General features: G+C 64.2%; 19 protein-coding genes. 10 read left to right on the top strand and 9 right to left on the bottom strand.

What is annotated here, in order from left to right; genetic code table 11:
* Positions 1 to 2: 2 nt before the first annotated feature.
* The 6 genes from XF30_RS05380 to XF30_RS05355 all read left to right on the top strand — a co-directional run bounded on the left by XF30_RS05380 (position 3) and on the right by XF30_RS05355 (position 5635).
* Positions 3 to 896, top strand: coding sequence for an ABC transporter permease (locus tag XF30_RS05380; protein ID WP_036020171.1), 894 nt, complete (start codon positions 3 to 5; stop codon positions 894 to 896).
* On the top strand, positions 896 to 1903 hold the full coding sequence (locus XF30_RS05375; RefSeq protein WP_036002031.1) for an ABC transporter ATP-binding protein: 1008 nt from the start codon (positions 896 to 898) through the stop codon (positions 1901 to 1903). Before XF30_RS05380 ends, XF30_RS05375 begins: the two co-directional genes overlap by 1 nt.
* Entirely contained in the window at positions 1900 to 2886 is a 987-nt protein-coding gene (locus XF30_RS05370) for an ABC transporter ATP-binding protein (RefSeq protein WP_109142128.1), read from the top strand. Before XF30_RS05375 ends, XF30_RS05370 begins: the two co-directional genes overlap by 4 nt.
* Before the next feature lie 366 nt (positions 2887 to 3252).
* Positions 3253 to 3567, top strand: a complete 315-nt coding sequence (gene groES, locus XF30_RS05365; RefSeq protein ID WP_036020204.1) for a co-chaperone GroES — start codon at positions 3253 to 3255, stop codon at positions 3565 to 3567.
* A gap of 36 nt (positions 3568 to 3603) precedes the next feature.
* Positions 3604 to 5223, top strand: coding sequence for a chaperonin GroEL (gene groL / locus XF30_RS05360; protein ID WP_109142127.1), 1620 nt, complete (start codon positions 3604 to 3606; stop codon positions 5221 to 5223).
* Positions 5224 to 5302: 79 nt separating this feature from the next.
* A complete protein-coding gene (locus XF30_RS05355) occupies positions 5303 to 5635 on the top strand; it encodes a hypothetical protein (protein WP_036002054.1) in 333 nt (110 codons plus the stop codon).
* 343 nt (positions 5636 to 5978) lie between these two features.
* Here XF30_RS05355 and rpoH read toward each other — a convergent pair whose 3' ends face one another.
* On the bottom strand, positions 5979 to 6866 hold the full coding sequence (rpoH, locus tag XF30_RS05345) for an RNA polymerase sigma factor RpoH (RefSeq protein WP_109142126.1): 888 nt from the start codon (positions 6864 to 6866) through the stop codon (positions 5979 to 5981).
* Between the two features lie 376 nt (positions 6867 to 7242).
* Here rpoH and XF30_RS05340 point away from each other — a divergent pair, with 376 nt between their 5' ends.
* A complete protein-coding gene (locus XF30_RS05340; protein ID WP_109142125.1) occupies positions 7243 to 7476 on the top strand; it encodes a hypothetical protein in 234 nt (77 codons plus the stop codon).
* Between the two features lie 6 nt (positions 7477 to 7482).
* On the opposite strand, the gene ftsH is transcribed toward XF30_RS05340, so the two are convergent.
* Both ftsH and XF30_RS05330 read right to left on the bottom strand, forming a co-directional pair.
* Positions 7483 to 9324, bottom strand: coding sequence for an ATP-dependent zinc metalloprotease FtsH (gene ftsH / locus XF30_RS05335; protein ID WP_109142124.1), 1842 nt, complete (start codon positions 9322 to 9324; stop codon positions 7483 to 7485).
* Positions 9325 to 9551: 227 nt separating this feature from the next.
* Positions 9552 to 9833, bottom strand: a complete 282-nt coding sequence (locus tag XF30_RS05330; protein ID WP_057030022.1) for a hypothetical protein — start codon at positions 9831 to 9833, stop codon at positions 9552 to 9554.
* Positions 9834 to 10370: 537 nt separating this feature from the next.
* Between XF30_RS05330 and XF30_RS05325 the strand changes: the two genes are divergently transcribed.
* Complete coding sequence (locus XF30_RS05325) at positions 10371 to 10742, top strand: SPW repeat protein (protein ID WP_036002168.1); 372 nt, start codon at positions 10371 to 10373, stop codon at positions 10740 to 10742.
* Positions 10743 to 11555: 813 nt separating this feature from the next.
* On the opposite strand, the gene XF30_RS05320 is transcribed toward XF30_RS05325, so the two are convergent.
* Complete coding sequence (locus tag XF30_RS05320) at positions 11556 to 11789, bottom strand: hypothetical protein (RefSeq protein ID WP_306469161.1); 234 nt, start codon at positions 11787 to 11789, stop codon at positions 11556 to 11558.
* Positions 11790 to 12387: 598 nt separating this feature from the next.
* On the opposite strand from XF30_RS05320, the gene XF30_RS05315 reads away from it, so the two are divergent.
* Both XF30_RS05315 and XF30_RS05310 read left to right on the top strand, forming a co-directional pair.
* A complete protein-coding gene (locus XF30_RS05315) occupies positions 12388 to 13389 on the top strand; it encodes an ABC transporter substrate-binding protein (protein WP_109142123.1) in 1002 nt (333 codons plus the stop codon).
* Between the two features lie 493 nt (positions 13390 to 13882).
* Complete coding sequence (locus XF30_RS05310) at positions 13883 to 14857, top strand: ABC transporter substrate-binding protein (RefSeq protein WP_109142122.1); 975 nt, start codon at positions 13883 to 13885, stop codon at positions 14855 to 14857.
* Between the two features lie 105 nt (positions 14858 to 14962).
* Here XF30_RS05310 and XF30_RS05305 read toward each other — a convergent pair whose 3' ends face one another.
* The 5 genes from XF30_RS05305 to XF30_RS05285 all read right to left on the bottom strand — a co-directional run bounded on the left by XF30_RS05305 (position 14963) and on the right by XF30_RS05285 (position 21591).
* Positions 14963 to 15766, bottom strand: a complete 804-nt coding sequence (locus XF30_RS05305) for a hypothetical protein (RefSeq protein ID WP_109145576.1) — start codon at positions 15764 to 15766, stop codon at positions 14963 to 14965.
* Positions 15767 to 16010: 244 nt separating this feature from the next.
* On the bottom strand, positions 16011 to 17987 hold the full coding sequence (locus XF30_RS05300) for an acetyl-CoA carboxylase biotin carboxylase subunit (RefSeq protein ID WP_109142121.1): 1977 nt from the start codon (positions 17985 to 17987) through the stop codon (positions 16011 to 16013).
* Positions 17984 to 19600: an acyl-CoA carboxylase subunit beta gene (locus XF30_RS05295; RefSeq protein WP_109142120.1), complete on the bottom strand. Its 1617-nt coding sequence runs from the start codon at positions 19598 to 19600 to the stop codon at positions 17984 to 17986. The genes XF30_RS05300 and XF30_RS05295 overlap by 4 nt, the downstream gene beginning before the upstream one ends.
* 114 nt (positions 19601 to 19714) lie before the next feature.
* Entirely contained in the window at positions 19715 to 20581 is an 867-nt protein-coding gene (locus tag XF30_RS05290; RefSeq protein ID WP_109142119.1) for a beta-keto acid cleavage family enzyme, read from the bottom strand.
* Between the two features lie 209 nt (positions 20582 to 20790).
* Positions 20791 to 21591: a helix-turn-helix transcriptional regulator gene (locus tag XF30_RS05285; RefSeq protein WP_036023887.1), complete on the bottom strand. Its 801-nt coding sequence runs from the start codon at positions 21589 to 21591 to the stop codon at positions 20791 to 20793.
* Positions 21592 to 21752 lie beyond the last annotated feature (161 nt).

Raw genomic sequence — 21752 nt, 5'->3', positions numbered from 1 at the left:
GCTTGGCCGCGATCGACTTCGACGTTGAGCTGAGGCGGGCCGGGGCGCATGCGACCGGGGGCTGGCGGCGCGTGCTGTTCATGGCGCAGCGGCACGTGCTGGGCGCGGCCGGGCTCGTCATCATGACATTGTTCGTGCTGACGGCGATCTTCGCCGATGTCATTGCGCGCTATGATCCGCTGACGGTCGATTCCGCCCGCGCGCTGGCGCGCCCGAGCTGGGCGCACTGGATGGGCACCGATTCCTTCGGCCGCGACGTGTTCAGCCGCATCATCCACGGCGCACGGATCTCGCTCGCGGTCGGCATCGGCTCGACCGTGCTCGGCGGCACCATCGGCGTGATCGTCGGCCTCACCTCCGGCTATCTCTCCGGCTGGTTCGATCTGGTGTTCCAGCGCGTCTCCGACGTGCTGCAGGCGCTGCCGCTGCTGGTGCTGGCGCTGGTGATGACGGCCGCGCTCGGGCCCTCGCTGCCGAACGTGATCATCGCCATCGCCATTCCGCTGATCCCGACGGTGGCGCGCGTCATCCGTGCCAACACGCTGGCGCTGCGCGAGCAGCCGTTCGTGGAGGCCGCCAAGTCGATCGGCATGAGCGAGATGCGGATTGCGCTGCGCCATGTGCTGCCGAACACGCTGGCGCCGCTGATCGTGCTGGCGACGGCGCAGCTCGGCTCGACCATCCTGACCGAGGCTTCGCTGTCCTTCCTCGGCCTCGGCATTCCCGAACCCTATCCGTCGTGGGGACGCATGCTGTCCGAATCCGCCGCCGAATATGTCCGCACCGCGCCGTGGCTGGTGATCTTCCCGGGCGTCGCGATCAGCCTCGCAGTGTTCGGCGCCAACCTCTTCGGCGACGCCCTGCGCGACATCCTGGATCCGAGGCAGCGCGGCTGATGGCGGACAAGACCGATCTCGTGCTCGACGTGAAGAACCTGAAGACGGTGTTCTTCACCAATTCCGGCCTGTTCAAGGCGGTCGACGACCTCTCCTTCAGCGTGAGGCGCGGCGAGACGCTGGCGATCGTCGGTGAATCCGGCTGCGGCAAGAGCGTGACCGCGCTGTCGCTGATGCGTCTCGTGCCCGATCCGCCCGGCCGCATCGTCGGCGGCTCCGTCTCGCTGGAAGGCACCGACCTGCTGGCGCTGGATGAGGCGCAGATGCGCGCGGTCAGGGGCAATCGCATCTCCATGATCTTCCAGGAGCCGATGACCTCGCTCAATCCGGTGATGCGGATCGGCGACCAGATCGTCGAGGCGGTGCGGCTGCATCGGCATATCTCGGCGAAAGAGGCGCAAGGCATCGCCGTCGAGATGCTGCGGCTGGTGCGCATTCCCGAGCCGGCGCGGCGCGCGCGCGAGTATCCGCACCAGCTCTCCGGCGGCATGCGCCAGCGTGCGATGATCGCAATGGCGCTGGCCTGCCGGCCGGCGCTCCTGATCGCGGATGAGCCGACCACCGCGCTCGACGTCACCATCCAGGCGCAGATCCTGGCGCTGATCCTCGACCTGCAGAAGGAGCTCGGCACCGGGCTCGTGCTGATCACGCACGATCTCGGCGTGGTCGCGCAGACCGCGCAACGCGTGATCGTGATGTATGCGGGGCGAAAGGTCGAGGAGGCCAGCGTCGAGGCGCTGTTCGCCGCGCCGAAGCATCCCTATACGCGCGGGCTGATGGCCTCGATCCCGGCCGTGCCGGCCTCCGGCGCCGCCGCGCAGGCGCGGCTGAACGAAATCCCCGGCACGGTGCCGTCGCTGGTGCGGCTGCCGCAAGGCTGCGCCTTCGCGCCGCGCTGCAAGCTCGCCATCAAGCGCTGCGAGGCCGAATATCCGCCGCTGGCAGATTGGGGCGGCGGGCATCTGGCCGCCTGCTGGCGCGCCGAAGAAGTCGCGGAGGTGGCATGACCGAGGCGTTGCTCGAAGTCACCGACCTCAAGAAGCACTACCCTGTGCGCGCCGGCGTGTTGCGCCGGCAGGTTGGCACCGTGCACGCGGTCGATGGCGTCTCGTTCGCGCTCGGCACCGGCGAGACGCTCGGCCTCGTCGGCGAATCCGGCTGCGGCAAGTCCACGGTGGCGCGCAGCGTGCTGCGGCTGGTCGAGCCGACCTCGGGCCAGATCCGTCTCGACGGCGAGGACATCACGCATCTGTCGAAAACGGCGATGCGGCCGCATCGCCGCTCGATGCAGATCGTGTTCCAGGATCCGTTCGCCTCGCTCAATCCGCGCATGACCGCCGGCGACATCGTTGGCGAGCCGATCGCCGTGCACGGGCTCGCCACCGGCAAGGAGCTGGACGCGCGGGTCGCAAGGCTGTTCGAGCAGGTGGGATTGCGGCCGGACCAGATGCGCAATTTCCCGCATCAATTCTCCGGCGGTCAGCGCCAGCGCATCTGCATTGCCCGCGCGCTGGCGCTGGGGCCACGCCTGATCGTCTGCGACGAGCCGGTCTCCGCGCTCGACGTCTCGATCCAGGCGCAGGTGATCAACCTTCTGATCGACCTGCAGCGGCAGCACGGCTTCTCCTATCTCTTCATCGCGCACGACCTCGCCGTGGTCGCCCATATCAGCCACCGCGTCGCCGTGATGTATCTCGGCCGCATCGTCGAGATCGCCGACAAGGACGAGCTGTTCCGCAATCCCCGGCATCCCTACACGCAGGCCCTGCTCGCCTCGGTGCCGGTCGCCAACCCGCTGGCGAAGAAGCTCGCGCCGCTGGTCGACGGCGACGTGCCGAGCCCGGTCAATCCGCCGTCAGGCTGCGCATTTCACACCCGCTGCCGGTTTGCGATGGAGCGGTGCAAGACGGAACGCCCGGCGCTGCTGGACGCCGGTGACGGGCATCAGGTCGCGTGTTTGCTCAATGAGGGGACGGGGCGAGGCCGCTAAGGCGGACTCATAGAAGAAATGTTAGCTCCTGAGGGAGGAGCGGAAATCTTCTGCTCGGCAGAGCGTTACCGCTTTTGACCCAAAGCGGACCTCAAGGGGCTATATGGGATCATCCTCACATGGAAATGACCAGTAAGGGCGGCTCTCGAGATTTGCGGGCCCAAGCCGATGCACCTCGCCCGCCAAGCAGGCGTGACAGGGACGGCGGCACATCCAAAGGATCCGGACAAGAATCTTGAAGTAGCGCAAAAATTTTTGCAGGTCCTCTTGACTAGAAATCCGCGTATTCCTAGGTCGTTTGCCGCCCGGGGGCCGGTTCCGGACCCGGATTTTGGACATCGCTGAACCTACCCAAGGAGGATGTGCATGCATTTCCGCCCGTTGCACGACCGTGTGCTCGTGCGCCGCATCGATGCCGAGGAGAAGACCGCCGGCGGCATCATCATTCCCGACACCGCCAAGGAGAAGCCGCAGCAGGGCGAGGTCATCGCCGTGGGGCCGGGCGGGCGAAACGAGCAGGGCCAGCTTGTGCCGCTCGACGTCAAGGTCGGCGACCGGGTGCTGTTCGGCAAGTGGTCGGGCACCGAGGTCAAAATCGACGGCGAGGAGCTGTTGATCATGAAGGAAAGCGATCTTCTCGGCGTGGCCGAGCAGGCCGGCACGCTGAAGAAGGCGGCGTAACGCTGACAGTCATCGAACGGAAAGGAGTTTAACAACATGGCTGCCAAGGACGTGAAGTTCGCGACCGAGGCCCGCGAGCGCATGCTGCGGGGCGTCGACACACTGGCGAATGCGGTGAAGGTCACGCTCGGTCCAAAGGGACGCAACGTGGTTATCGAGAAATCGTTCGGCGCTCCCCGCATCACCAAGGACGGCGTCACCGTCGCCAAGGAGATCGAGCTGGAGGACAAGTTCGAGAACATGGGCGCCCAGATGGTGCGCGAGGTCGCCTCCAAGACCAGTGATCTCGCCGGAGACGGCACCACCACGGCGACCGTGCTGGCGCAGGCCATCGTCAAGGAGGGCGCCAAGGCGGTCGCTGCCGGCATGAATCCGATGGACCTCAAGCGCGGCGTCGACCTTGCCGTGGACGCGATCGTCGCCGACCTCAAGTCGCACGCCAAGAAGATCACTTCTAACGACGAGATCGCCCAGGTCGGCACCATCTCGGCCAACGGCGACGCCGAGATCGGCCGTTTCCTGGCGGATGCGATGCAGAAGGTCGGCAATGAGGGCGTGATCACGGTCGAGGAAGCGAAGAGCCTGCACACCGAGCTCGAAGTGGTCGAGGGCATGCAGTTCGACCGCGGCTACATCTCGCCCTATTTCGTCACCAACGCCGAGAAGATGAAGGCCGAGCTCGAAGATCCCTATGTGCTGATCCACGAGAAGAAGCTGTCGGGCCTGCAGACCGTGCTGCCGCTGCTGGAGCAGGTCGTGCAATCCGGCAAGCCGCTCCTGATCATCGCGGAGGAGGTCGAGGGTGAGGCGCTGGCGACGCTGGTCGTCAACCGCCTGCGCGGCGGCCTGAAGGTGGCAGCCGTCAAGGCGCCGGGCTTCGGCGACCGCCGCAAGGCGATGCTGGAGGATATCGCGATCCTTACCGGCGGCACCGTGATCTCCGAAGATCTCGGCATCAAGCTCGAGAACGTCACCGTGAAGATGCTGGGCCGTGCCAAGAAAGTGGTGATCGAGAAGGAGAACACGACGATCGTCGACGGCGCCGGCGCCAAGAAGGACATCGAGGCGCGCAGCCAGCAGATCAGGGCGCAGATCGAGGAAACCACCTCGGACTACGACCGCGAGAAGCTGCAGGAGCGCCTCGCCAAGCTCGCCGGCGGCGTCGCGGTGATCCGGGTCGGCGGCGCGACCGAGGTCGAGGTCAAGGAGCGCAAGGATCGCGTCGACGACGCTCTGCATGCGACCCGGGCCGCGGTCGAGGAAGGCATCCTGCCGGGCGGCGGCGTGGCACTGCTGCGCGCGCTCAAGGCGCTCGACGGGGTCAAGACCGCCAATGCCGACCAGAAGGCGGGCGTGGACATCGTGCGCCGCGCCATCCAGGTCCCGGCGCGGCAGATCGTGCAGAATGCGGGTGAGGACGGCTCCGTCGTCGTCGGCAAGCTGCTCGAGAACCAGACCTACACCTGGGGCTTCAATGCCGCGACTGGCGAGTACCAGGATCTGGTGCAGGCGGGCGTGATCGATCCTGCCAAGGTCGTCCGCACCGCCTTGCAGGATGCGGCCTCGGTGGCCTCGCTGCTCATCACGACCGAAGCGCTGGTGGCCGAGAAGCCGAAGAAGACGGAAGCGCCGAGCGCTCCCGCGATGGACTTCTAAGGACGGGCGAGCCCGGCCGAACGGCCGGGCTCGTTTGCCATGGATCTGTGACTGTGTTCTCGAACGAAAGGAGGATGAAATGATCAAGGATCGTGCTTTCTCCGCTCGCGGGGAAACCACTCGGAAAACGTTGCGGCGGCTCGCCGCCTTGGCCGTTGGGGCTGGCCTCTCGCTGGTGCCCTTTGCGGCCTTTGGCGCCGAAAGCCCCGGCCCTGCCGCCAAGACGGCGGACAGTTTCGAGCGGCTCGCCTTGCCGCCGATCCCGTACCTGGACACGATGCCGTGGTCGAGCTGGGACCGGGGCAGCCCGACCATGAAGGTGGACACATTGCTGCCGGTCCTCGGGCCATCCGGGATCCGGCTCGACCTCACGCCGCCTGATCGAGACAAGCCGGAGCCCGCCACGAGCTGAAATGGGGGAGCGGCCGGCGAGGCCGCTCCTCATCGTTCAGCCACTCATCGCTCACGCGAAAGGAGGATCATCAGATGAGAGGCATTGTCCTCGCCGTCGCTGTGTTGGGCATGGCCAATGGGCTTCAGGCCAAGGAGGCCGACACGCCTCGCGCCGAGATGCGGAGCTCGGCCGAGCCCGCCCGGCAGCTTGCGACCAGTTCCGTCGGAGCGTCTCGGAGCAATCCTGAGAAGTCCGGCCAGACCGAGCGCAGGAGCCGGGAGTTTTCGCCCGAACGTCTTGTCCCCGATATCTGCAGAGGATGCTGATCGGCCTTGGCCGATCAGCATTCTTCTTCGCTCGCCTAACGCGACGTCGCAAGGCGCGCCTCATCGAGGCGCGCGAACATCTTCGCCTTGATCCGCTGCAACGCGCGCTGCTCGATCTGTCGGACGCGCTCGCGCGAGATGCCGAACTTGCCGGCGAGCGCATCCAGCGTCTGCTGCGGCTCGCCGAGATATCGCGCCTCGACGATGCTGCGCTCCCGCGGTGTCAGCGCAGCGAGTGCATCGGCGAGGGCAGCCTTGGTGCGTTCACGGTCGGCCGCGTCCAGCAGCAGACTCTCCGGATCGGGAGAGGGATCCACCAGCCGGTCCTGCCATTGGTCGCCTTCCGTCTCGACGCTGATCGGCGCGTTGAGTGAGATGTCGCCGCGCAGCCGGCCGTTCATCTCGGCGACGTCGGCTTCCCCGACGTCGAGATGCCTCGCGATAGATGTCAGCTGATCCGTCCGGAGCTCGCCATCCTCCGCAACGCCAAGCTTGTTCTTCAGCTTGCGCAGGTTGAAGAACAGCTTCTTCTGCGCAGCAGTGGTGCCCAGCTTGACGAGCGACCATGATCGCAGGATGTATTCCTGAACCGAGGCCTTGATCCACCAGGAGGCATAGGTCGCGAGCCGGAAGCCTTTCTCGGGGTCGAACCGCTTGACGGCCAGCATCAGCCCGACATTGGCCTCCGAGATGAGGTCGGCGATGGCGAGGCCATAGCGGCGATATTGCAGCGCGATCTTCGCCGCGAGCCGCAAATGGCTCGTCACCAGCCGATAGGCGGCGTCACGATCGCCGCAATCGCGCAATCGCCTCGCATAGTCGGCTTCCTCCGTTGCCTCGAGCAGCGGAAAACGATGGATCTCCTTGAGATAGCGGGATAGCCCGCTTTCCCCGTGAAGGGCAGGAAGTGAGGTAACCAACATCGCGCCCTCCCTCACGAGCACCGTTCGCCCCGATCAGGGGCGCCTTGCCGATCCAAGCGATAATCTGAGTGAAGCGCCGAGAGCGGCGCGGTCCGAGCGCAGTCAGGTTTCATGGCCAAATCCTCGTTAGAGCAAGATGGTTGGACCACCGCGAACCTGATCCGCTGAGCCCGATCATGGCACCCAGACGCCTCAGGCCGGTGGGCGCCACTAGAATTTGGAAATGGCCGGAATGTTCCAGCGTGAACGGTCGTGACGGAAATTGCGATTGCCGTATGCCTTTGCCGCTGCAGACAGGCTCTTGAAACGCGGAGCCTTCATTCCAATCTGGTCCACGCAGGCGCCGATGAGGCTGCACGCATGCTTGGTTCGTGGGATGGATGACTATCGTGATCTCGTGAGCGCAGCTCTTGCGCTGTTCTGCGCCGGCTTGATGTTGGTGGCCGGCCATCTCCTGATCGAATGGCACGCCAGAAGCACCGATCCCGGCATCGGGATCGAGGCGCCGAAGCGCGATGGCGCGCCCGCGCCGCTCATCTCGAACGGTTCGCCTCCGGACAGGCGGATGATCGAGCTTCCCGCCGAGATCAGGCGCAAGCGCGCCGCGTGAGTGGCCCTAGATCGCCCGCAGCCCTTCCTTGGGCATCTCCCGGATCAGCACATCGATGTCGCTCTGCTCCAGCGTTTCCTTCTCGAGCAGCTTTTTTGCGGCGCGGTCCAGGATCGGCCGCCGCGTGGTCAGGATGCCCTGGGTGCGCTGGAACACCTGGTCGACGATGGTTTTCACCTCGTGGTCGACCGCGGCGGCGGTCTCCTCGGCATAGTCGCGCTCGCGCGTCGGATAGGGGCGGTCAGGGCCGGCCAGGAAGTTGCCGGGATCGCGCTCATAGGCGACGCTGCCGAGACGCTCCGACATGCCGTAGCGCGTCACCATGCTGCGGGCGATATCGGTGACGCGGCGCAGGTCGTCCGCCGCACCGGTCGACAAGTGCCCGAACACGATCAGCTCCGCGGCGCGGCCGCCGAGCAGCACCGCCATCTTGTTTTCCAGCTCCTCCTTGGTCATCAGGAAGCGGTCCTCGATCGGCCGCTGGATGGTGTAGCCGAGCGCGCCGACGCCGCGCGGGATGATCGAGACCTTGTGCACGGGATCGGTCCCCGGCAGTGAGAGCGCGACGAGGGCGTGCCCCATCTCGTGATAGGCGACGATCTCGCGTTCCCTGGGGTTGAGCAGGCGGTTGCGCTTTTCCAGGCCTGCGATCATGCGCTCGACCGCATTGTTGAAATCGCTCATGGTCACCGCCTCGGCGGCGCGGCGCGTCGCCAGCAGCGCGGCCTCGTTGACGAGATTGGCGAGATCCGCGCCCGTGAAGCCTGGTGTCAGCGCGGCAACGGCGTCTGCATCGACATTCTCGGCCAGGCGCACCTTCTTCATGTGCACCTTGAGGATCTCGATCCGGCCCCGCTTGTCTGGACGGTCGACCAGCACCTGGCGGTCAAAGCGGCCGGCGCGGAGCAGGGCAGGGTCGAGGATCTCCGGCCGGTTGGTGGCGGCGAGGATGACGAGCCCGGAGCGCGAATCGAAGCCGTCGAGCTCGACCAGCAGCTGGTTGAGTGTCTGCTCCTTTTCATCATGGCCGCCGGCGAACGGGCCGATGCCGCGGGCGCGGCCCAGCGCATCGAGCTCGTCGATGAAGATGATGGCCGGCGCCTTGTCGTGCGCCTGCTGGAACAGGTCCCGCACCCGCGCCGCACCGACGCCGACGAACATCTCGACGAACTCCGAGCCGGAGATCGAGAAGAACGGCACCCTGGCCTCGCCGGCCACGGCCTTGGCGAGCAAGGTCTTGCCCGTGCCCGGCGGGCCCACCAGCAGCACGCCTTTCGGCATGCGGCCGCCGAGCCGGCCATAGTCGGTCGGGTTCTTCAGGAAATCGACAACCTCGCGCAGCTCGTCCTTGGCCTCGTCCACGCCGGCGACGTCGGCAAACGTGACGCCGGTGTTGGATTCGACGTAGACCTTGGCCTTGCTCTTGCCGATCGCCATCAGCCCGCCGCCGATCCCGCCGCCCTCGGCCATGCGGCGGCCGATGTACCACCAGACGCCGAAGAACAGCAGAACCGGCATCACCCAGGACAACAGGTCGCGCAGAAACGTGCTCTCGATCTGCCCGGTGAAACGGACGTTGTGCTTCTCGAGCTCCTGGGCGACGTCCTGGTCGACGCGCGTGGTGACGAATTGCTTCTGGCCGCCGGACAGCGGCTCCTTCAGCGTGCCCTGCAAGGTGCGGTCGGAGATGCCGACCGTCTCGACTTTCCCCTGGCGCAGCAATTGCTGATATTCGCTGTAGGGGATCACCGCGATCTGGTTCGCCGCCGAGATCAGATACTGAATCAGGAAGACCGCGAAAATTGCGGCGATGGCGTATCCGATATTGAAACGGGCATTCTTGTTCATGCGAAGACCAGATCCGATCGTGTTACGCGGGCCGGGCTAGCGTCGAGGCGCATTTGGCGCGCTCGCTCGGGCCCGGTGCGCCTCCGGACCTGCATGTTCACGACAGAACTTCTCCTGCTGCCATCGGTTCCAGTCATCCCAAACGCGGGCTCGGCAGCGCCGGACGCAGGCGATCGAGATGCCGGGCAGCGATAAGGCCCGGTTGCAGGCCGGGCCTTTGCATCAGTTCACCAGGGATACCAGTAAGGATATGCCGCCGGATAATACCGGACGGTCCGGTAATAGCGGGGGCCATAATAGTATCGCGGCGGACCATAGACCGGCGCATAATAGACCGGAGGTGCGGCCGCGGCGGCCAGCGCTCCGGTGAACATGCCGAGCGCGATGGCCGGACCAATGCCTGGACCGCCCCAATGATGATGATGGCCCCGCCAATGGGCCGAGGCCGGCGCAACGGTTCCGATGAGGAGCGTTGCTGCCGCGGCGATTGCAAGAGCAAGCTTTCTCATGTGACTTCCCTCGACTTATGCCCGCGCAAGCGGGCTTCTCAATCCTTCGCATGAGTTTCGTTTTGCCGGACACAGCCGGCAGCGTCTGAACTTAGGATGGGCGGCGACGACTTCAAGCCTCTAACCGACAATTGGCCAAGTGGAGAGAACAGTCAGATCGTGTCAATCGAAGAAGGGCTTCGAACGTCCCTGCTGGCGCGTGCCAATAGTGACTAAGTCCGTAAATTCAGCCTTTGGTCCATCTGCGAAGTTGCGCTGCGTCTCACAGAGGTCTGCTTATCGCGGCAGAGCGGTCCAGATTTGCTCAACCTGAGTTCTTCGCATTTTGACCCTTCAGCGACCTCCGGAGCCGTCCGCTTTCCCGCCGCTGTTAAGGTTGGGACCGCAGGCGGTCAGCTGCTTAATGAGCACACAGCCTAGGACAGCACCGGCGCGGCGGGTCCGCCTCTCCGTTGCCATTATGCCGCGGGCCGCGATGGAAACCGGCTCGGCGATTACGCGGTTGATTTGGCATCGAAACCTCCAATGGAGGGTGCCATGCAGAATTGGGAAGGGAATTGGACGAACGCAAAGTTTTGTGACGTTGCGAACCTGATCCTCGGCGCGATACTGTTCGTTTCGCCCTGGATATTCGGTTTCGATGCGGGGACGGTCTCTCAGAACGCCGTTATCACCGGTATCGCCATCGCGATCCTTGCGGTCGCGGCGCTGGCGGCGTTCGCGGTGTGGGAGGAGTGGCTGAACCTCGTCGTCGGCTTGTGGGCACTGGTATCGCCCTGGGTATTGGGCTTCCAGGGAACCACCGCGATGACCGTGCATGTGATCATCGGCGCGGCGGTCGCAATCTTGGCAGCGATCGAGCTCTGGATTATGTCCCGCAACCCGCCGCGGCTGACCACCGGTAGCTGAGAAGCTGGATCGTTTGGCTCGTGGCATAGCTTCGCCGTCATCGGAAAAACCTGTTCAGCCGACGCGGACGAAATTCGGTGCGGACCTGGGGCCGGCAGCTACTCAGCGCAGTCGGCCTTGGGTCAGCCGTAAGTGCCGCAGCTCGAGCTAGCCTTGCTGGACGGCTTACTCCCGGCGCCAAATTCCGAAAGTGCCGATGGAAAGGCCTTGCTCCGGGGCTAGGTTCATCGGGCATTCCGTTTGCGTCGGATTCCCAAATTTGAATGCCACGGGGCATGATTTTTGGGACCAAGCTGCGTTTGCCATCCAACGGCAGACCTCTCGGTCCCAGCTCGTTTTTCGATCCGGAAAAACCTCCAGGCTGGGGCCGATGTGGTCTACTCCGGGCGTAAGCCGCCCCATCAGTACCAGCCCATCTTGAAACAGAGACCAAGCCAACCAGCGAGCGCGACTAGAGCGGCAATGTTGATGTACTTCTGAGCGTCTTGCATCATTGCACCGCAATCAAAGGCGCCCCGCAATTCGGAGCAACGGTGATTTGCCACTACCCGTTCCGCCTCTCTGCCCTTGACCAGATCAACAAGGTTCCGGTTTCTGGCGCTCGGTTCATCGCGGGAGCTCGGGGTTTCTCCACCTTATGTGCTTTGGCGTGTTCTTCTCGACCTGCGGGACCATGCGGGCGGGATCGGGACCGCCCGGAACGCCCCTGGGGCCGAGCAGCTCACGCGTAATGTCATCCTCGGTTCTTTCCGGCTCGACGCCGTTGATGGGCCGCTGTCGCACGGGAGCGACCTCCTGATGCCCACGGCAAGCTCAGGTCACCTCAGGCTTGAAGGTCTGCGGCTGCTGCTCTGGCGGCGGCATTTTAAAAGGAATGGGGAACGGCGTGCGCGCGAGGCTTACCAGCGCCGCCCGTTCCTCGGAGAGACGGCTTTCGATGTACTCGCGCTCCAGATCGGAAAGGCGGGTCTTGAGCAGCCGGTGGTAGCGGTGAATGCTATTGCGGTGGGTGCGCAAGCGGGCGAGCTTTTCTTCCAGAGTCATCATCGTCGTCCTCGACGGTTACAAGCAATCCTTTCCAAAAGAGGTCGGAGGAGCCTTCCGGCGTGAGACTTAGAGAGGCTTGATCTTGTTTCAAGATGGATCAGAAGATTGGACCAATTGCCTCAACCTCAAGCCAGCGTTCTGTACGCTCCGTGCTCCCCAGCGCGGGGCCGGATCATGGCAACCGAAAATCCGCCATGTGCTCTTGCATCGTCCCGTTGATGTCCGCTTGTGGCCCTCAGCCGACCATTGGGACCTCGCCCTCCGAGCACCGCTTTTGACCCATAGCAGAAGTCTAAGCCTGCACTCCAACCCCTCAACCGCCCGGGTCGAAACTCATTCTTGCGGTTGCACGTGCCTGACGCCGGAACGTGAGCATCGTCAGGGTCCCTGATCTCCTTAAACGATGGCATGGTCAGCAATCCCAGCGAGATGTGTAGCAGTAATGCTGTCGCAAATCGGCTTGCCATATTGCAATTCTAGGAGCGGGAACAAATGCTTCTCGCTTCGTGGAGCTGGGGGAGACAGAAGTTTGCGGCGGTTCGCGGATGCAACACTTTTGACCTTGGCCACTTTCAATGAGCTCGCCTGAACGGCTACGATGCCGTCACCAGAGAGCTTAGGAGCGCACATGAGACGGCGGGAGTTCATCACGCTTCTTGTCGGCGCGGCACCTCTGTGGCCGCTGACGGCGAGCGCGCAACGTTCAGCGGTAGCTGTTATCGGTGTGTTGTCCGTGGGTTCCCCTGACATTGCGAGTCCCTATGACGCAGCATTCGAAAGAGGTCTCGCGGAGAGGGGTTTCGTAGTTGGCAAAAACGTTACGATAGAACGTTGGTGGGCACGAGGAAACCACAGTAGGCTTCCGGAGCTCGCTCAGGAGCTCTTGCATTTCAATCCAGCGCTGATCATCGGAGGGGGCAATGTGGTTGCGCTCGCCGCAAGGAAAGTAACTTCAACCATTCCGATCGTATTCGTAATCGCGTCAGACCCCGTGAAGCTCGGACTGGCAAAGAGCTTCGCTCACCCCGGGGGCAACGCCACGGGCATATCTATGATGACAGCGAGGCTTGTCCTAAAGCGCCTCGAACTGATCCAGGAGCTGCTCCAGCAAAAGGCTACCGTCGGATTTTTGGTGAACCCTGACAATCAAGACCTGCTTCAGGAAATTGACGAAGTTGCCCGTTCGACCGGGCGGACCTTGAAAGTAGCCAAGGCGCGCAACCAGGACGAATTAGAGCCAGCTTTCAGGCAGCTTGTTAGCGCCCAAGTCGGTGCGGTCCTCGTCAGCAACGATGCGATATTTTTCAACCTGCGTGCGCAACTTGTCGCATTGGCCGATCGTCATTCGCTTCCGGCGTCCTATGAATTCCGCGAGTTTCCGGCGGCCGGTGGCCTGATGAGCTACGGGCCGAGCCTTGTCGCAAACTTTGAAAAAGCCGGCATCTACGCCGCACGAATCTTGGGAGGTGCTCGGCCGGAGGATTTGCCCATTCAGCAGCCCACGGAGTTCAGTTTGGTTCTCAACTCAGCAACCGCGCGATCCTTAGGCATCGAAATCCCGCCATCACTGCTCGCCCGTGCGGACGAGGTGATCGAATAAGGCTCTACGCCCGATGTCGGCCCGTAGCGACCTTGCCGCGCGACCGCGACCGTCTGCATTCGACCCATTGCGGACTCATTACCCTATCCTCGGTCCTGATTGCGCCCCATAATGCTCCGCTGTTTGGAGGCTAGTCATGAGGCGACGCGATTTCATGTCGACCCTCGGCGGACTGGCCGCAATTTGGCCAGTTGCCGCGCGCGCCCGGCAAAAGGAACGTGTCCATCGAATTGTTTATCTAAGTGCTCCGAGCCGGGAGTTGGTACAACGCACGCTCGATGCTTTTCTGCGAAAGCTCCGAGAGCATAGTTGGGTTGAAGGCGAGAACTTCATCACTCGCTCTGACCTAATTCAGCGAGGTTCTTGCTGTGACGTTATTTTCGACTTATTCAACCCAAACGGCCCATCTCAGTCCCGCATACCTCCGTCGATCACACGGTCCCACGGCAAAATGCTAATGTAGTCATCCCCAGGCGTGGTCCTTGGAGGGTACATGCAGCGGCGGGAGTTCATTGCACTGATCGGGGCCATCGGTGCCGTTTGGCCGCGCAGCTTGATCGCGCAGCCCGCCCATCAGCTCATGAAGAAGATGCCTCGCATCGGTTTCCTGGCGTCAGTTCCGCACCAACGAATCGAAGCCTTCGATCGCGGACTCCGCGAGATGGGATATGTGGAGGGCGCGAACATCATCATCGAGCGCCGGTTCTGGAAGAATGACCGGGAACAACTGGCGAGATTTGCCGCCGAGCTGGTGGCTCTCGAAGTCGAGGTGATTGTGGCGTCCAGCACGCCCGAGGCAATTGCCGCCAGGGCAGTCACCGGCACGATCCCCATCGTGACTGCCACCGCAGACGCGGTCGGTGTCGGCCTTGCGGCAAGTCTTGCGCGGCCGGGTGGAAACGTGACGGGACTGACCGGGGTCGCAAGCAGCGGCAAGAATTTCGGGCTTCTGTTGGAGTTACTGCCACGGGCGTCGCGGTTCGCGGTGCTCCTCGACCCCGACAACCAATATCATGCACGGCTGATGGCCGACTTCCAGAAAACCGCCGCGGACCGGCAGGTCGAGATACTTCCGGTGATCAAACGCTCGGTGGAGGACATAGGCCCTGCTTTCCAGACCATAGCTTCGAAGGATATTCAGGGCCTGCTCGTGCTTGTGGACCCCATCGGGTTCGCCAACCGGCGCAAGATCATCGAGCTCGCCGCGCAAAACCGCATTCCGGCGGTGTATCACTGGCGTGAAGAAGCGGTCGAAGGTGGCCTTCTCGCGTATGGCCCTGACATCATTGACCTCAATCGCCGCTCCGCCGGTTATGTTGCAAAACTGCTGCGGGGCGCGAAAGCGGCCGAACTCCCGATCCGGCAGCCGGAACGCTTCCGATTGGTGATCAATCTTAAGACTGCTCGCGCTCTCGGTCTGAATATTCCAACCGCGCTACTCGCGACGGCTGACGAGGTGATTGAATGATGCTGCCCTGCATGAGTCCGCATGTGGCCCTTCAGCGACATTGGAAGATTGCTGCTTCTCCGCTGGTGTTGGGGCTTAAGCGGACATCAGTCGACGGCCAGCCGCTTAATGCGTACACGGCCTAGATCCCAGTGCCCGGATCACCGGCCAGGCCGCGAGCGCGGCGGCGAGATGTTTGAGCGTATGGCCCGAGACCATGTGGCCGGTCGCTTCGAACACGGTCACGTCGCCGAGTTCGAACAGCTTGGCCAAAACATAGAAGACCATCACGCCGCCGAGCGGCACGCCAAGCGCGCCGGGTCGCGGGCGTGTCAACGCAAGGCCCACGGCCAGCGCCATGCCGCCGAACTGCACGACCACCCAGGGCGTGAGATTCTCGCGTGCCACCCAGGCCGCCAACAGGCCCGCGATCATCGTCAGCACCAGCACCGCTTCGCCTGCGCGCGTGCTGATGCGCTCGCTGGCCGCGATGCCCAGAAAGCCCGCGAACGCGACCGCCATGCCGAGACGATCGGCGATGAGCCGTTGCGGCACGTCGGGGTCGAGATGATAGAAGCCCGAGCCGAGGCACGTGAGGATCAGGCCGACGAAGAACCAGTTCGCACCCACCGGCGCATCGTGGCGGGCACGCAGCCGCTCCGAGCCCCAGACGCCCATCGCGAGGAAGGCGAGATTGCTCAGCACGTCGCCGGCATTGGGCACGCCGAGGAAGGTGCGGCTATCGACGAAATGCGGGATGTGCCAGGCGGCGGCGGGCATCGTGGGCGCCAGGAGCGCGGTGAGCGTCAGGACGAGGAGCGCACCGATAAGATATTTCTCGCCGGTTTGAAGGGGGGCGTACGAGAGTCGGCGAACGACTGGCGGGACCAGTGCATTGGCCGGTTGAGCTTGGTCGCGCGCGCGCAGCATGAATAGCTCCAGATATTGAACATCGTTCAATATTGGTAGCTTGAAAATGAACTATGTTCAATGCGAAATTGCCGCGAGATTTGCGCAACAAGCAAGATCTTGAAATTACTTTGTTTTTGAACGTGAGCGGCCGCCACAGCCGTAGGGTGGCCAAAGCGAAGCATGCCCACCATTCCGCTTATGATCGACATTCGTGGGCACGGCGCTGCGTGCCTGCCCACCCTACGAGACCGCGTTTGTGGCGCTAACCCGCCCCGATCTCCGCGACGATGCGGCCCGTCGTGACCTGCTCGCCTTCGGCGACGTCGATCGCGCTAACCACGCCCGCGGTGCCGGCCTTGTGGACGTGCTCCATCTTCATCGCCTCCAGCGTCAGCACCGGCTGGCCGACGGTGACGCGATCGCCGGGCTTGACGAGGACAGCGACGACGCGACCGTTCATGGCGGCGCGGACTTTGCCGTCGCCGCCATTCGTTGAAGTCGCCTTCGGCGCGGCGAGGGTGAGATCATTCGCCACCAGCGGGATGCCGCGGTGCTGGACGTACAGCCGATCGCCATCCCGCAGGAATTTTGCGCTGTCCATCACGCCGGCGAGGCGGAAGCGGACGGCGTCGGGATCGAGCTGGTCGATCTCGAACTTATGCTGGCGGCCTTCGACGGCGACGGTGTAGCTGCCGTCGCGCTCGCGCATGATGTCGAGCTCGTGCGCATCGCCGCCGATGTCGATTTTCGCCGGCAGCGGAAAGGTGGCGGCGAGGCTCCGTCCGCCCTGCCGCGATGGCGCGCGCGGATTGGTGACGTAGAGCAGCAGGCCTGCCAGCGCGATCTTGAATGCCGCGTCCGCACGCGGCGCAAGCAGCTCGTTGCGATGGGCGCCGATGAAAGCCGTCGTCGCCTCACCCTTGGCAAAGCCGGGATGACGCAGGCACGATAACAGGAACGCCTGATTGGTCGTCACGCCAAAGGCCGTAAGCTGCTCGAGGCCAACGATCAGCCGTCCCCTCGCCTCCTCGCGATTGGCGCCATGGCTGATCAGCTTGGCGATCATGGAATCGTAGAACGGCGGGATCTCCGAGCCCGGTTGCAATGCGTGCTCGACGCGGATGCCCTCGGGCACCTGCCAGCGTGCCATGCGGCCGGACTGCGGCATGAAATCCTGCGCGGCATCTTCCGAGCACAGCCGCACCTCGATGGCGTGGCCGGAGAACCTGATGTCCTGCTGCTTGATCAGCAGCGGCTCGCCGCGCGCGACGCGCAGCTGCAGCTCGACGAGATCGAGCCCGGTGATGGCCTCGGTCACGGGATGCTCGACCTGCAGGCGCGTGTTCATCTCCATGAAGTAGAACGCGCCGCTTGGATCGAGCAGGAATTCCAGCGTGCCGGCGCCCTCATAACGCAGCGCCTTCACGGCGGTGACTGCGACCTCGCCCATTCGAGCGCGCAGCTCCGGCGTGACCGCGGGCGACGGCGCTTCCTCGATCAGCTTCTGGTGCCGCCGCTGCACCGAGCAATCGCGCTCGCCCAGATGAATAGCGTTGCCGTGGCTGTCGCCGAACACCTGGATCTCGATGTGGCGCGGATTCTGGATCGCGCGCTCGAGGATGAGTGTGGGATCGCCGAACGCGGCTTTCGCCTCCGATCGCGCGCTGCGCAGCGCATCGGGAAACGAAGCCGCATCGGTGACGAGGCGCATGCCGCGGCCGCCGCCGCCGGCGACCGCCTTGATCATCACGGGAAAGCCGATCTCTTTGGCTTCCGCGAGCATGACCTCGTCGCCCTGCTCAGTGCCCTGGTAGCCGGGCACGATGGGCACGCCGGCCTTCTTCATGATCTCCTTCGCGCCGGCCTTGTTGCCCATCGCCTCGATCGCCTGCGGCGACGGGCCGATGAAGACGAGGCCGGCATCCTTGCAGGCGCGCGAAAACGCCTCGTTTTCGGCGAGAAAGCCATAGCCGGGGTGAACGGCATCCGCGCCGCTGGCTTTGGCCGCGGCGATGATTGCCGAGATGTTGAGATAGGATTGCGCCGGCAAGGCTTCGCCGATGCGTACGGCCTGATCGGCCTGCCGCACGTGGAGCGCATCGCGATCCGCATCGGAATAGACCGCGACGACGCCGAGGCCGAGTTTTCGCGCGCTGCGCATCACGCGCAGCGCGATCTCGCCGCGGTTGGCGACCAGGACCTTGAAGAACGGCCGGTGCTGCACTGATCCGTTCCTCATGGGCGGGCCACCGAAAACTGCATGCGCTGGGGCGTGCGCGCATCTCCCTCGCGGCAGATCGCGAGCACCTCCGACAGCACGGCGCGGGTGTCGCGCGGATCGATCACACCGTCGTCGAGCACGCGGGCGCTGGTCGAGAACACATCCATCTGGCCGTCGAACACGCCGATGATTTCAGCCTTCATCGCGTCCAGCCTGTCCTTCTCGATCGGCTTGCCCCGGCGCGCCGCTGCGGCCTCGGTCACGATCGCCATGGTCTCGGCGGCCTGCTCGCCGCCCATGACCGCGGTCTTGGCATTCGGCCAGGAGAAGCAGAAGCGCGGATGGAAGCCCCGGCCGCACATGCCGTAATTGCCGGCACCGAACGAGGCGCCGCAGTAGATGGTGATCTGCGGCACGGTTGCCGAGGTCACCGCCTGGATCATCTTGGAGCCGTGCTTGATCATGCCGGCTTCTTCATAGGCCTTGCCGACCATGTAGCCGGTGGTGTTGTTGAGATAGAGGATCGGCGTGCGGGTCTGGCAGCAGGCCTGGATGAAATGCGTCGCCTTGTTGGCGCCGGCGGGATCGAGCGGGCCGTTGTTGGTGATGATGCCGATGGCCTGGCCTTCGATGCGGGCATGGCCGCAAACGGTGGCCGGGCCGTAGTTCGGCGCCATCTCGGTGAAATCGGAATCGTCGGCGATGCGCGCGATCACCTGTTTCATGTCGACCGGGCGCTTGTGGTCCATCGGCATGATGCCGAGCAGCTCGTCCTGGTCATAGCGCGGCGGCTTGAATTGCAGCGTCGCCCGGCCCGGCCGCTCCCATTGCAGCGCCGCCATGATCTCGCGCGCGATGCGAAGTGCGTCGCGATCGTCTTCGGCGAGGTAATCGCCGAGGCCGGAGATCTGCGTATGCATCTCGGCGCCGCCGAGCTCTTCCTCGGTCGCGATCTCGCCGGTCGCGGCTTTCAGCAGCGGGGGCCCTGCGAGGAAGGCGCGGGTGCGGCCGCGAACCATGACGATGTAGTCGGAGAGGCCGGTCTGATAGGCGCCGCCCGCGGTGGAGGAACCGTGCGTGACGGTGACGACCGGCAGACCCGCAGCGGAGAGCCGCGCCAGGTTGCGAAAGATGTTGCCGCCGCGAACGAAATCCTCGACGCGGTAACGCAGCAGATTGGCACCGGCGCTTTCGACCAGCTGCACATAGGGCAGCTTGTTCTCCAGCGCGAGCTCCTGCACCCGCAACGTCTTGTCGAGGCCGTAAGGCTGCAGCGCGCCGGCGTCGATGCCGGAATCGCTGGCGCTGACCATGCAGCGGATGCCCGAGACGAAGCCGATGCCGGCGATGACGCCGCCGCCCGGCACGCTCTTGTTCGCATCCGGCACGTCGAACATGTAGCCGGCGAGCGTCGACAGCTCGATGAAGGGCGCGCCGGGATCGAGCACCAGCGCGACGCGCTCGCGCGGCAGCAGCTGGCCGCGCTTGTGGAAGCGGTCCTTGGCCGCGGCGGATGCGGCGCGCGTGCGCTCTTCCAGCGCTCGCATGCGGTCGATCAGGCCGAGCATGCCGTCGCGGTTGGCGTGGTAGGCGGCGCTGCCGGGGGAGATGGTGTTTTCGATGGTGGACATGACTTGATCCTGCTCGTCATTGCGAGGAGCGAAGCGACGAAGCAATCCAGACTGCATCCGCGGAGAGATTCTGGATTGCTTCGCTTCGCTCGCAATGACGGGTGAGGCGATACCTTACCTGTTCGTCCCAAAGATCTTCCGCGCCTCGGCCGGTGACGCGATCTCGCGGCCGGCGCGCCTTGCGCAGGCGGCGACGGCCTCGATCAGCTGACCGTTCGACGTCACCTTGTTGCCGTCGGCGAGGTAGAAGGTGTCCTCGAGGCCGGTGCGTAAGTGGCCGCCGAGCTCGGCGCAGCGCTGGTGCAGCGGCCAGATCTCCTCGCGGCCGATGGCGGTGACCTGCCAATGCGCCTCGGGGCGCTTCAGCTTCAAGAGGATCGGCAGCAGCTCGGGATCGGCAGGCATGCCGGAGGCGACGCCCATGACGAAATTGTACTCGAGCGGGCCCTTGTACATGCCGACTTGGGTGTACATGCCGACGCAGCGGACGATGCCGACGTCGAAGCATTCGAACTCGGGAATGGTGCCGACCGCGTTCATGACGTCGAGATAGTCCTTCACCTTCTCGACCGCATTGTCGAACATCATCGGCGGCCAGGCCCAGCTGTTGTCGGCCTTCACTTTCAGGTAGTTGAGCGAGCCGGCATTGCAGGCGGCAATCTCGGGCTTCGTCTCGCGGATGCAGTCGAGCGCGCCTGAATAGTTCGGCCCCGACACGCCCGAGGTGTGGTTGATGATCACGCCCGGGCAGGCCTCGCGGATGGCCTGCTGGATCTCCTTGCTGACCGCGACCTCCCAGGACGGCAAATGTCCCTTGCCCGGCGCCTGCTGACGCAGATGGATGTGCATGATGGACGCGCCGGCCTCGAACGCAGCCTTGGCCTCGCGCGCCATCTGCTGGGGCGTGACAGGGACGTTGTGCTGCTTGGGGTCGGTGAGCACGCCGTTCAGCGCGCAGGTGATGACGGCCTTGTCGCTCATGCGTTCACTGTCTCGCACGTTGAGAATTCAACGCTTGCGATCATGTGACGCGCGACATGCGGCTTCTTGCGCGGAGAAGCTGGGAAAAACGACGAATTCGTAGGGTGGGTTAGCCAAAGGCGTAACCCACCACTGTCTGCCTCCGTGAAATTGACGAGGTGGGTTACGCCGAGCAGCTGCGCTTCGCGCATCTGATCGGCTAACCCACCCTACGAAGCCTCCGCCATCCGCACGGTCTCGGTGCTGCGGTAGATCGCAAGATCGCGCGAGCCGACGAAGATCGCCCGCGGCTTCAATCCGTAGAAGCGGCGGATCGAGTGGCTGAAATGCGTGGAATCGGGATAGCCGATGTCCTGCGCCAGATGGGCGAGGTTGAGGTCCTGGTTGGCGAAGTGCAGCAGATACCGCGCGCGCTTCCAGGCGCGGAAGGAGCGGAACGAGATGCCGGTCTCCTCCTTGAACAGGTGCAGAAAGCGCGAGGCCGAGAGGCCGGCTTCAGCGGCGCAGGTATCCGCCGTCACCGGCTCGCCGGAGAAGCGCTCGATGCGGGCCACCGCACGCATCACGCGCGGATCCAGCACGCGGCGCGGCAGCGCCTCGCCAAAGCACATCTCGTCGAACTCGGCCGTGGTGATGTCGCCATAGCGGCGCTGACGCAAAAGTGCGTAGGCGGCGAGGATCTTGCGGGCATAGGCGGCCTGATCGGGTCCGGTCAGGCGTGCGGCCAAGGCTTCAATCACGCCATCCGCCATGCTTTCCGGCTCCAGCGTCACGCTGATGACGGTGCGATAGTCGCTGGCGATGGAGTGCCGCTGGTTCGGCAGGGTGACGAACAGCTCGCCGGTGGCGAGAACGTCGTCGATGGTCAGGTGCAGATTGCCCTTCACCGCGACATAGACATGGCAGCAGCCGGGTGTCCGTTTGCGCGGACGGCCGAGCAGGCCCGCATAAAACACCCGCTCCGGCGTGATCAGCATCAGGTGGTCGGATTCGCGACCGTTATATTCCATTGGGTTCCTCCTCGCGCGGCTCTCTGGCCGCTGCGGACGGAGGTCACCTTAGCGGAAATTTGGGCGCTGTCACGGTAGGATAGCGCTGTCAAAAGACATGGCGCGTCGTGGACGCGCCAATAGCGCGAACCGGGAATCTCAAGGTTCCGGGATCGCGCTTC

Origin of the sequence: Bradyrhizobium sp. SUTN9-2 (assembly GCF_003122645.1) — a bacterium.
Lineage (GTDB): Bacteria > Pseudomonadota > Alphaproteobacteria > Rhizobiales > Xanthobacteraceae > Bradyrhizobium > Bradyrhizobium yuanmingense.
The sequence above is the reverse complement of the archived record's forward strand: the minus strand, read 5'-3'. Positions and strand labels throughout refer to the sequence as shown.

What these genes read in the sequence shown, in the direction of transcription:
- XF30_RS05375 (WP_036002031.1), top strand. Translation starts at nt 896, where the DNA reads ATGGCGGACAAGACCGATCTCGTGCTCGACGTGAAGAACCTGAAGACG.
- XF30_RS05370 (WP_109142128.1), top strand. Translation starts at nt 1,900, where the DNA reads ATGACCGAGGCGTTGCTCGAAGTCACCGACCTCAAGAAGCACTACCCT.
- groES (WP_036020204.1), top strand. Translation starts at nt 3,253, where the DNA reads ATGCATTTCCGCCCGTTGCACGACCGTGTGCTCGTGCGCCGCATCGAT.
- groL (WP_109142127.1), top strand. Translation starts at nt 3,604, where the DNA reads ATGGCTGCCAAGGACGTGAAGTTCGCGACCGAGGCCCGCGAGCGCATG.
- XF30_RS05355 (WP_036002054.1), top strand. Translation starts at nt 5,303, where the DNA reads ATGATCAAGGATCGTGCTTTCTCCGCTCGCGGGGAAACCACTCGGAAA.
- rpoH (WP_109142126.1), bottom strand. Translation starts at nt 6,866, where the DNA reads ATGTTGGTTACCTCACTTCCTGCCCTTCACGGGGAAAGCGGGCTATCC.
- XF30_RS05340 (WP_109142125.1), top strand. Translation starts at nt 7,243, where the DNA reads ATGGATGACTATCGTGATCTCGTGAGCGCAGCTCTTGCGCTGTTCTGC.
- ftsH (WP_109142124.1), bottom strand. Translation starts at nt 9,324, where the DNA reads ATGAACAAGAATGCCCGTTTCAATATCGGATACGCCATCGCCGCAATT.
- XF30_RS05330 (WP_057030022.1), bottom strand. Translation starts at nt 9,833, where the DNA reads ATGAGAAAGCTTGCTCTTGCAATCGCCGCGGCAGCAACGCTCCTCATC.
- XF30_RS05325 (WP_036002168.1), top strand. Translation starts at nt 10,371, where the DNA reads ATGCAGAATTGGGAAGGGAATTGGACGAACGCAAAGTTTTGTGACGTT.
- XF30_RS05320 (WP_306469161.1), bottom strand. Translation starts at nt 11,789, where the DNA reads ATGATGACTCTGGAAGAAAAGCTCGCCCGCTTGCGCACCCACCGCAAT.
- XF30_RS05315 (WP_109142123.1), top strand. Translation starts at nt 12,388, where the DNA reads ATGCCGTCACCAGAGAGCTTAGGAGCGCACATGAGACGGCGGGAGTTC.
- XF30_RS05310 (WP_109142122.1), top strand. Translation starts at nt 13,883, where the DNA reads ATGCAGCGGCGGGAGTTCATTGCACTGATCGGGGCCATCGGTGCCGTT.
- XF30_RS05305 (WP_109145576.1), bottom strand. Translation starts at nt 15,766, where the DNA reads ATGCTGCGCGCGCGCGACCAAGCTCAACCGGCCAATGCACTGGTCCCG.
- XF30_RS05300 (WP_109142121.1), bottom strand. Translation starts at nt 17,987, where the DNA reads ATGAGGAACGGATCAGTGCAGCACCGGCCGTTCTTCAAGGTCCTGGTC.
- XF30_RS05295 (WP_109142120.1), bottom strand. Translation starts at nt 19,600, where the DNA reads ATGTCCACCATCGAAAACACCATCTCCCCCGGCAGCGCCGCCTACCAC.
- XF30_RS05290 (WP_109142119.1), bottom strand. Translation starts at nt 20,581, where the DNA reads ATGAGCGACAAGGCCGTCATCACCTGCGCGCTGAACGGCGTGCTCACC.
- XF30_RS05285 (WP_036023887.1), bottom strand. Translation starts at nt 21,591, where the DNA reads ATGGAATATAACGGTCGCGAATCCGACCACCTGATGCTGATCACGCCG.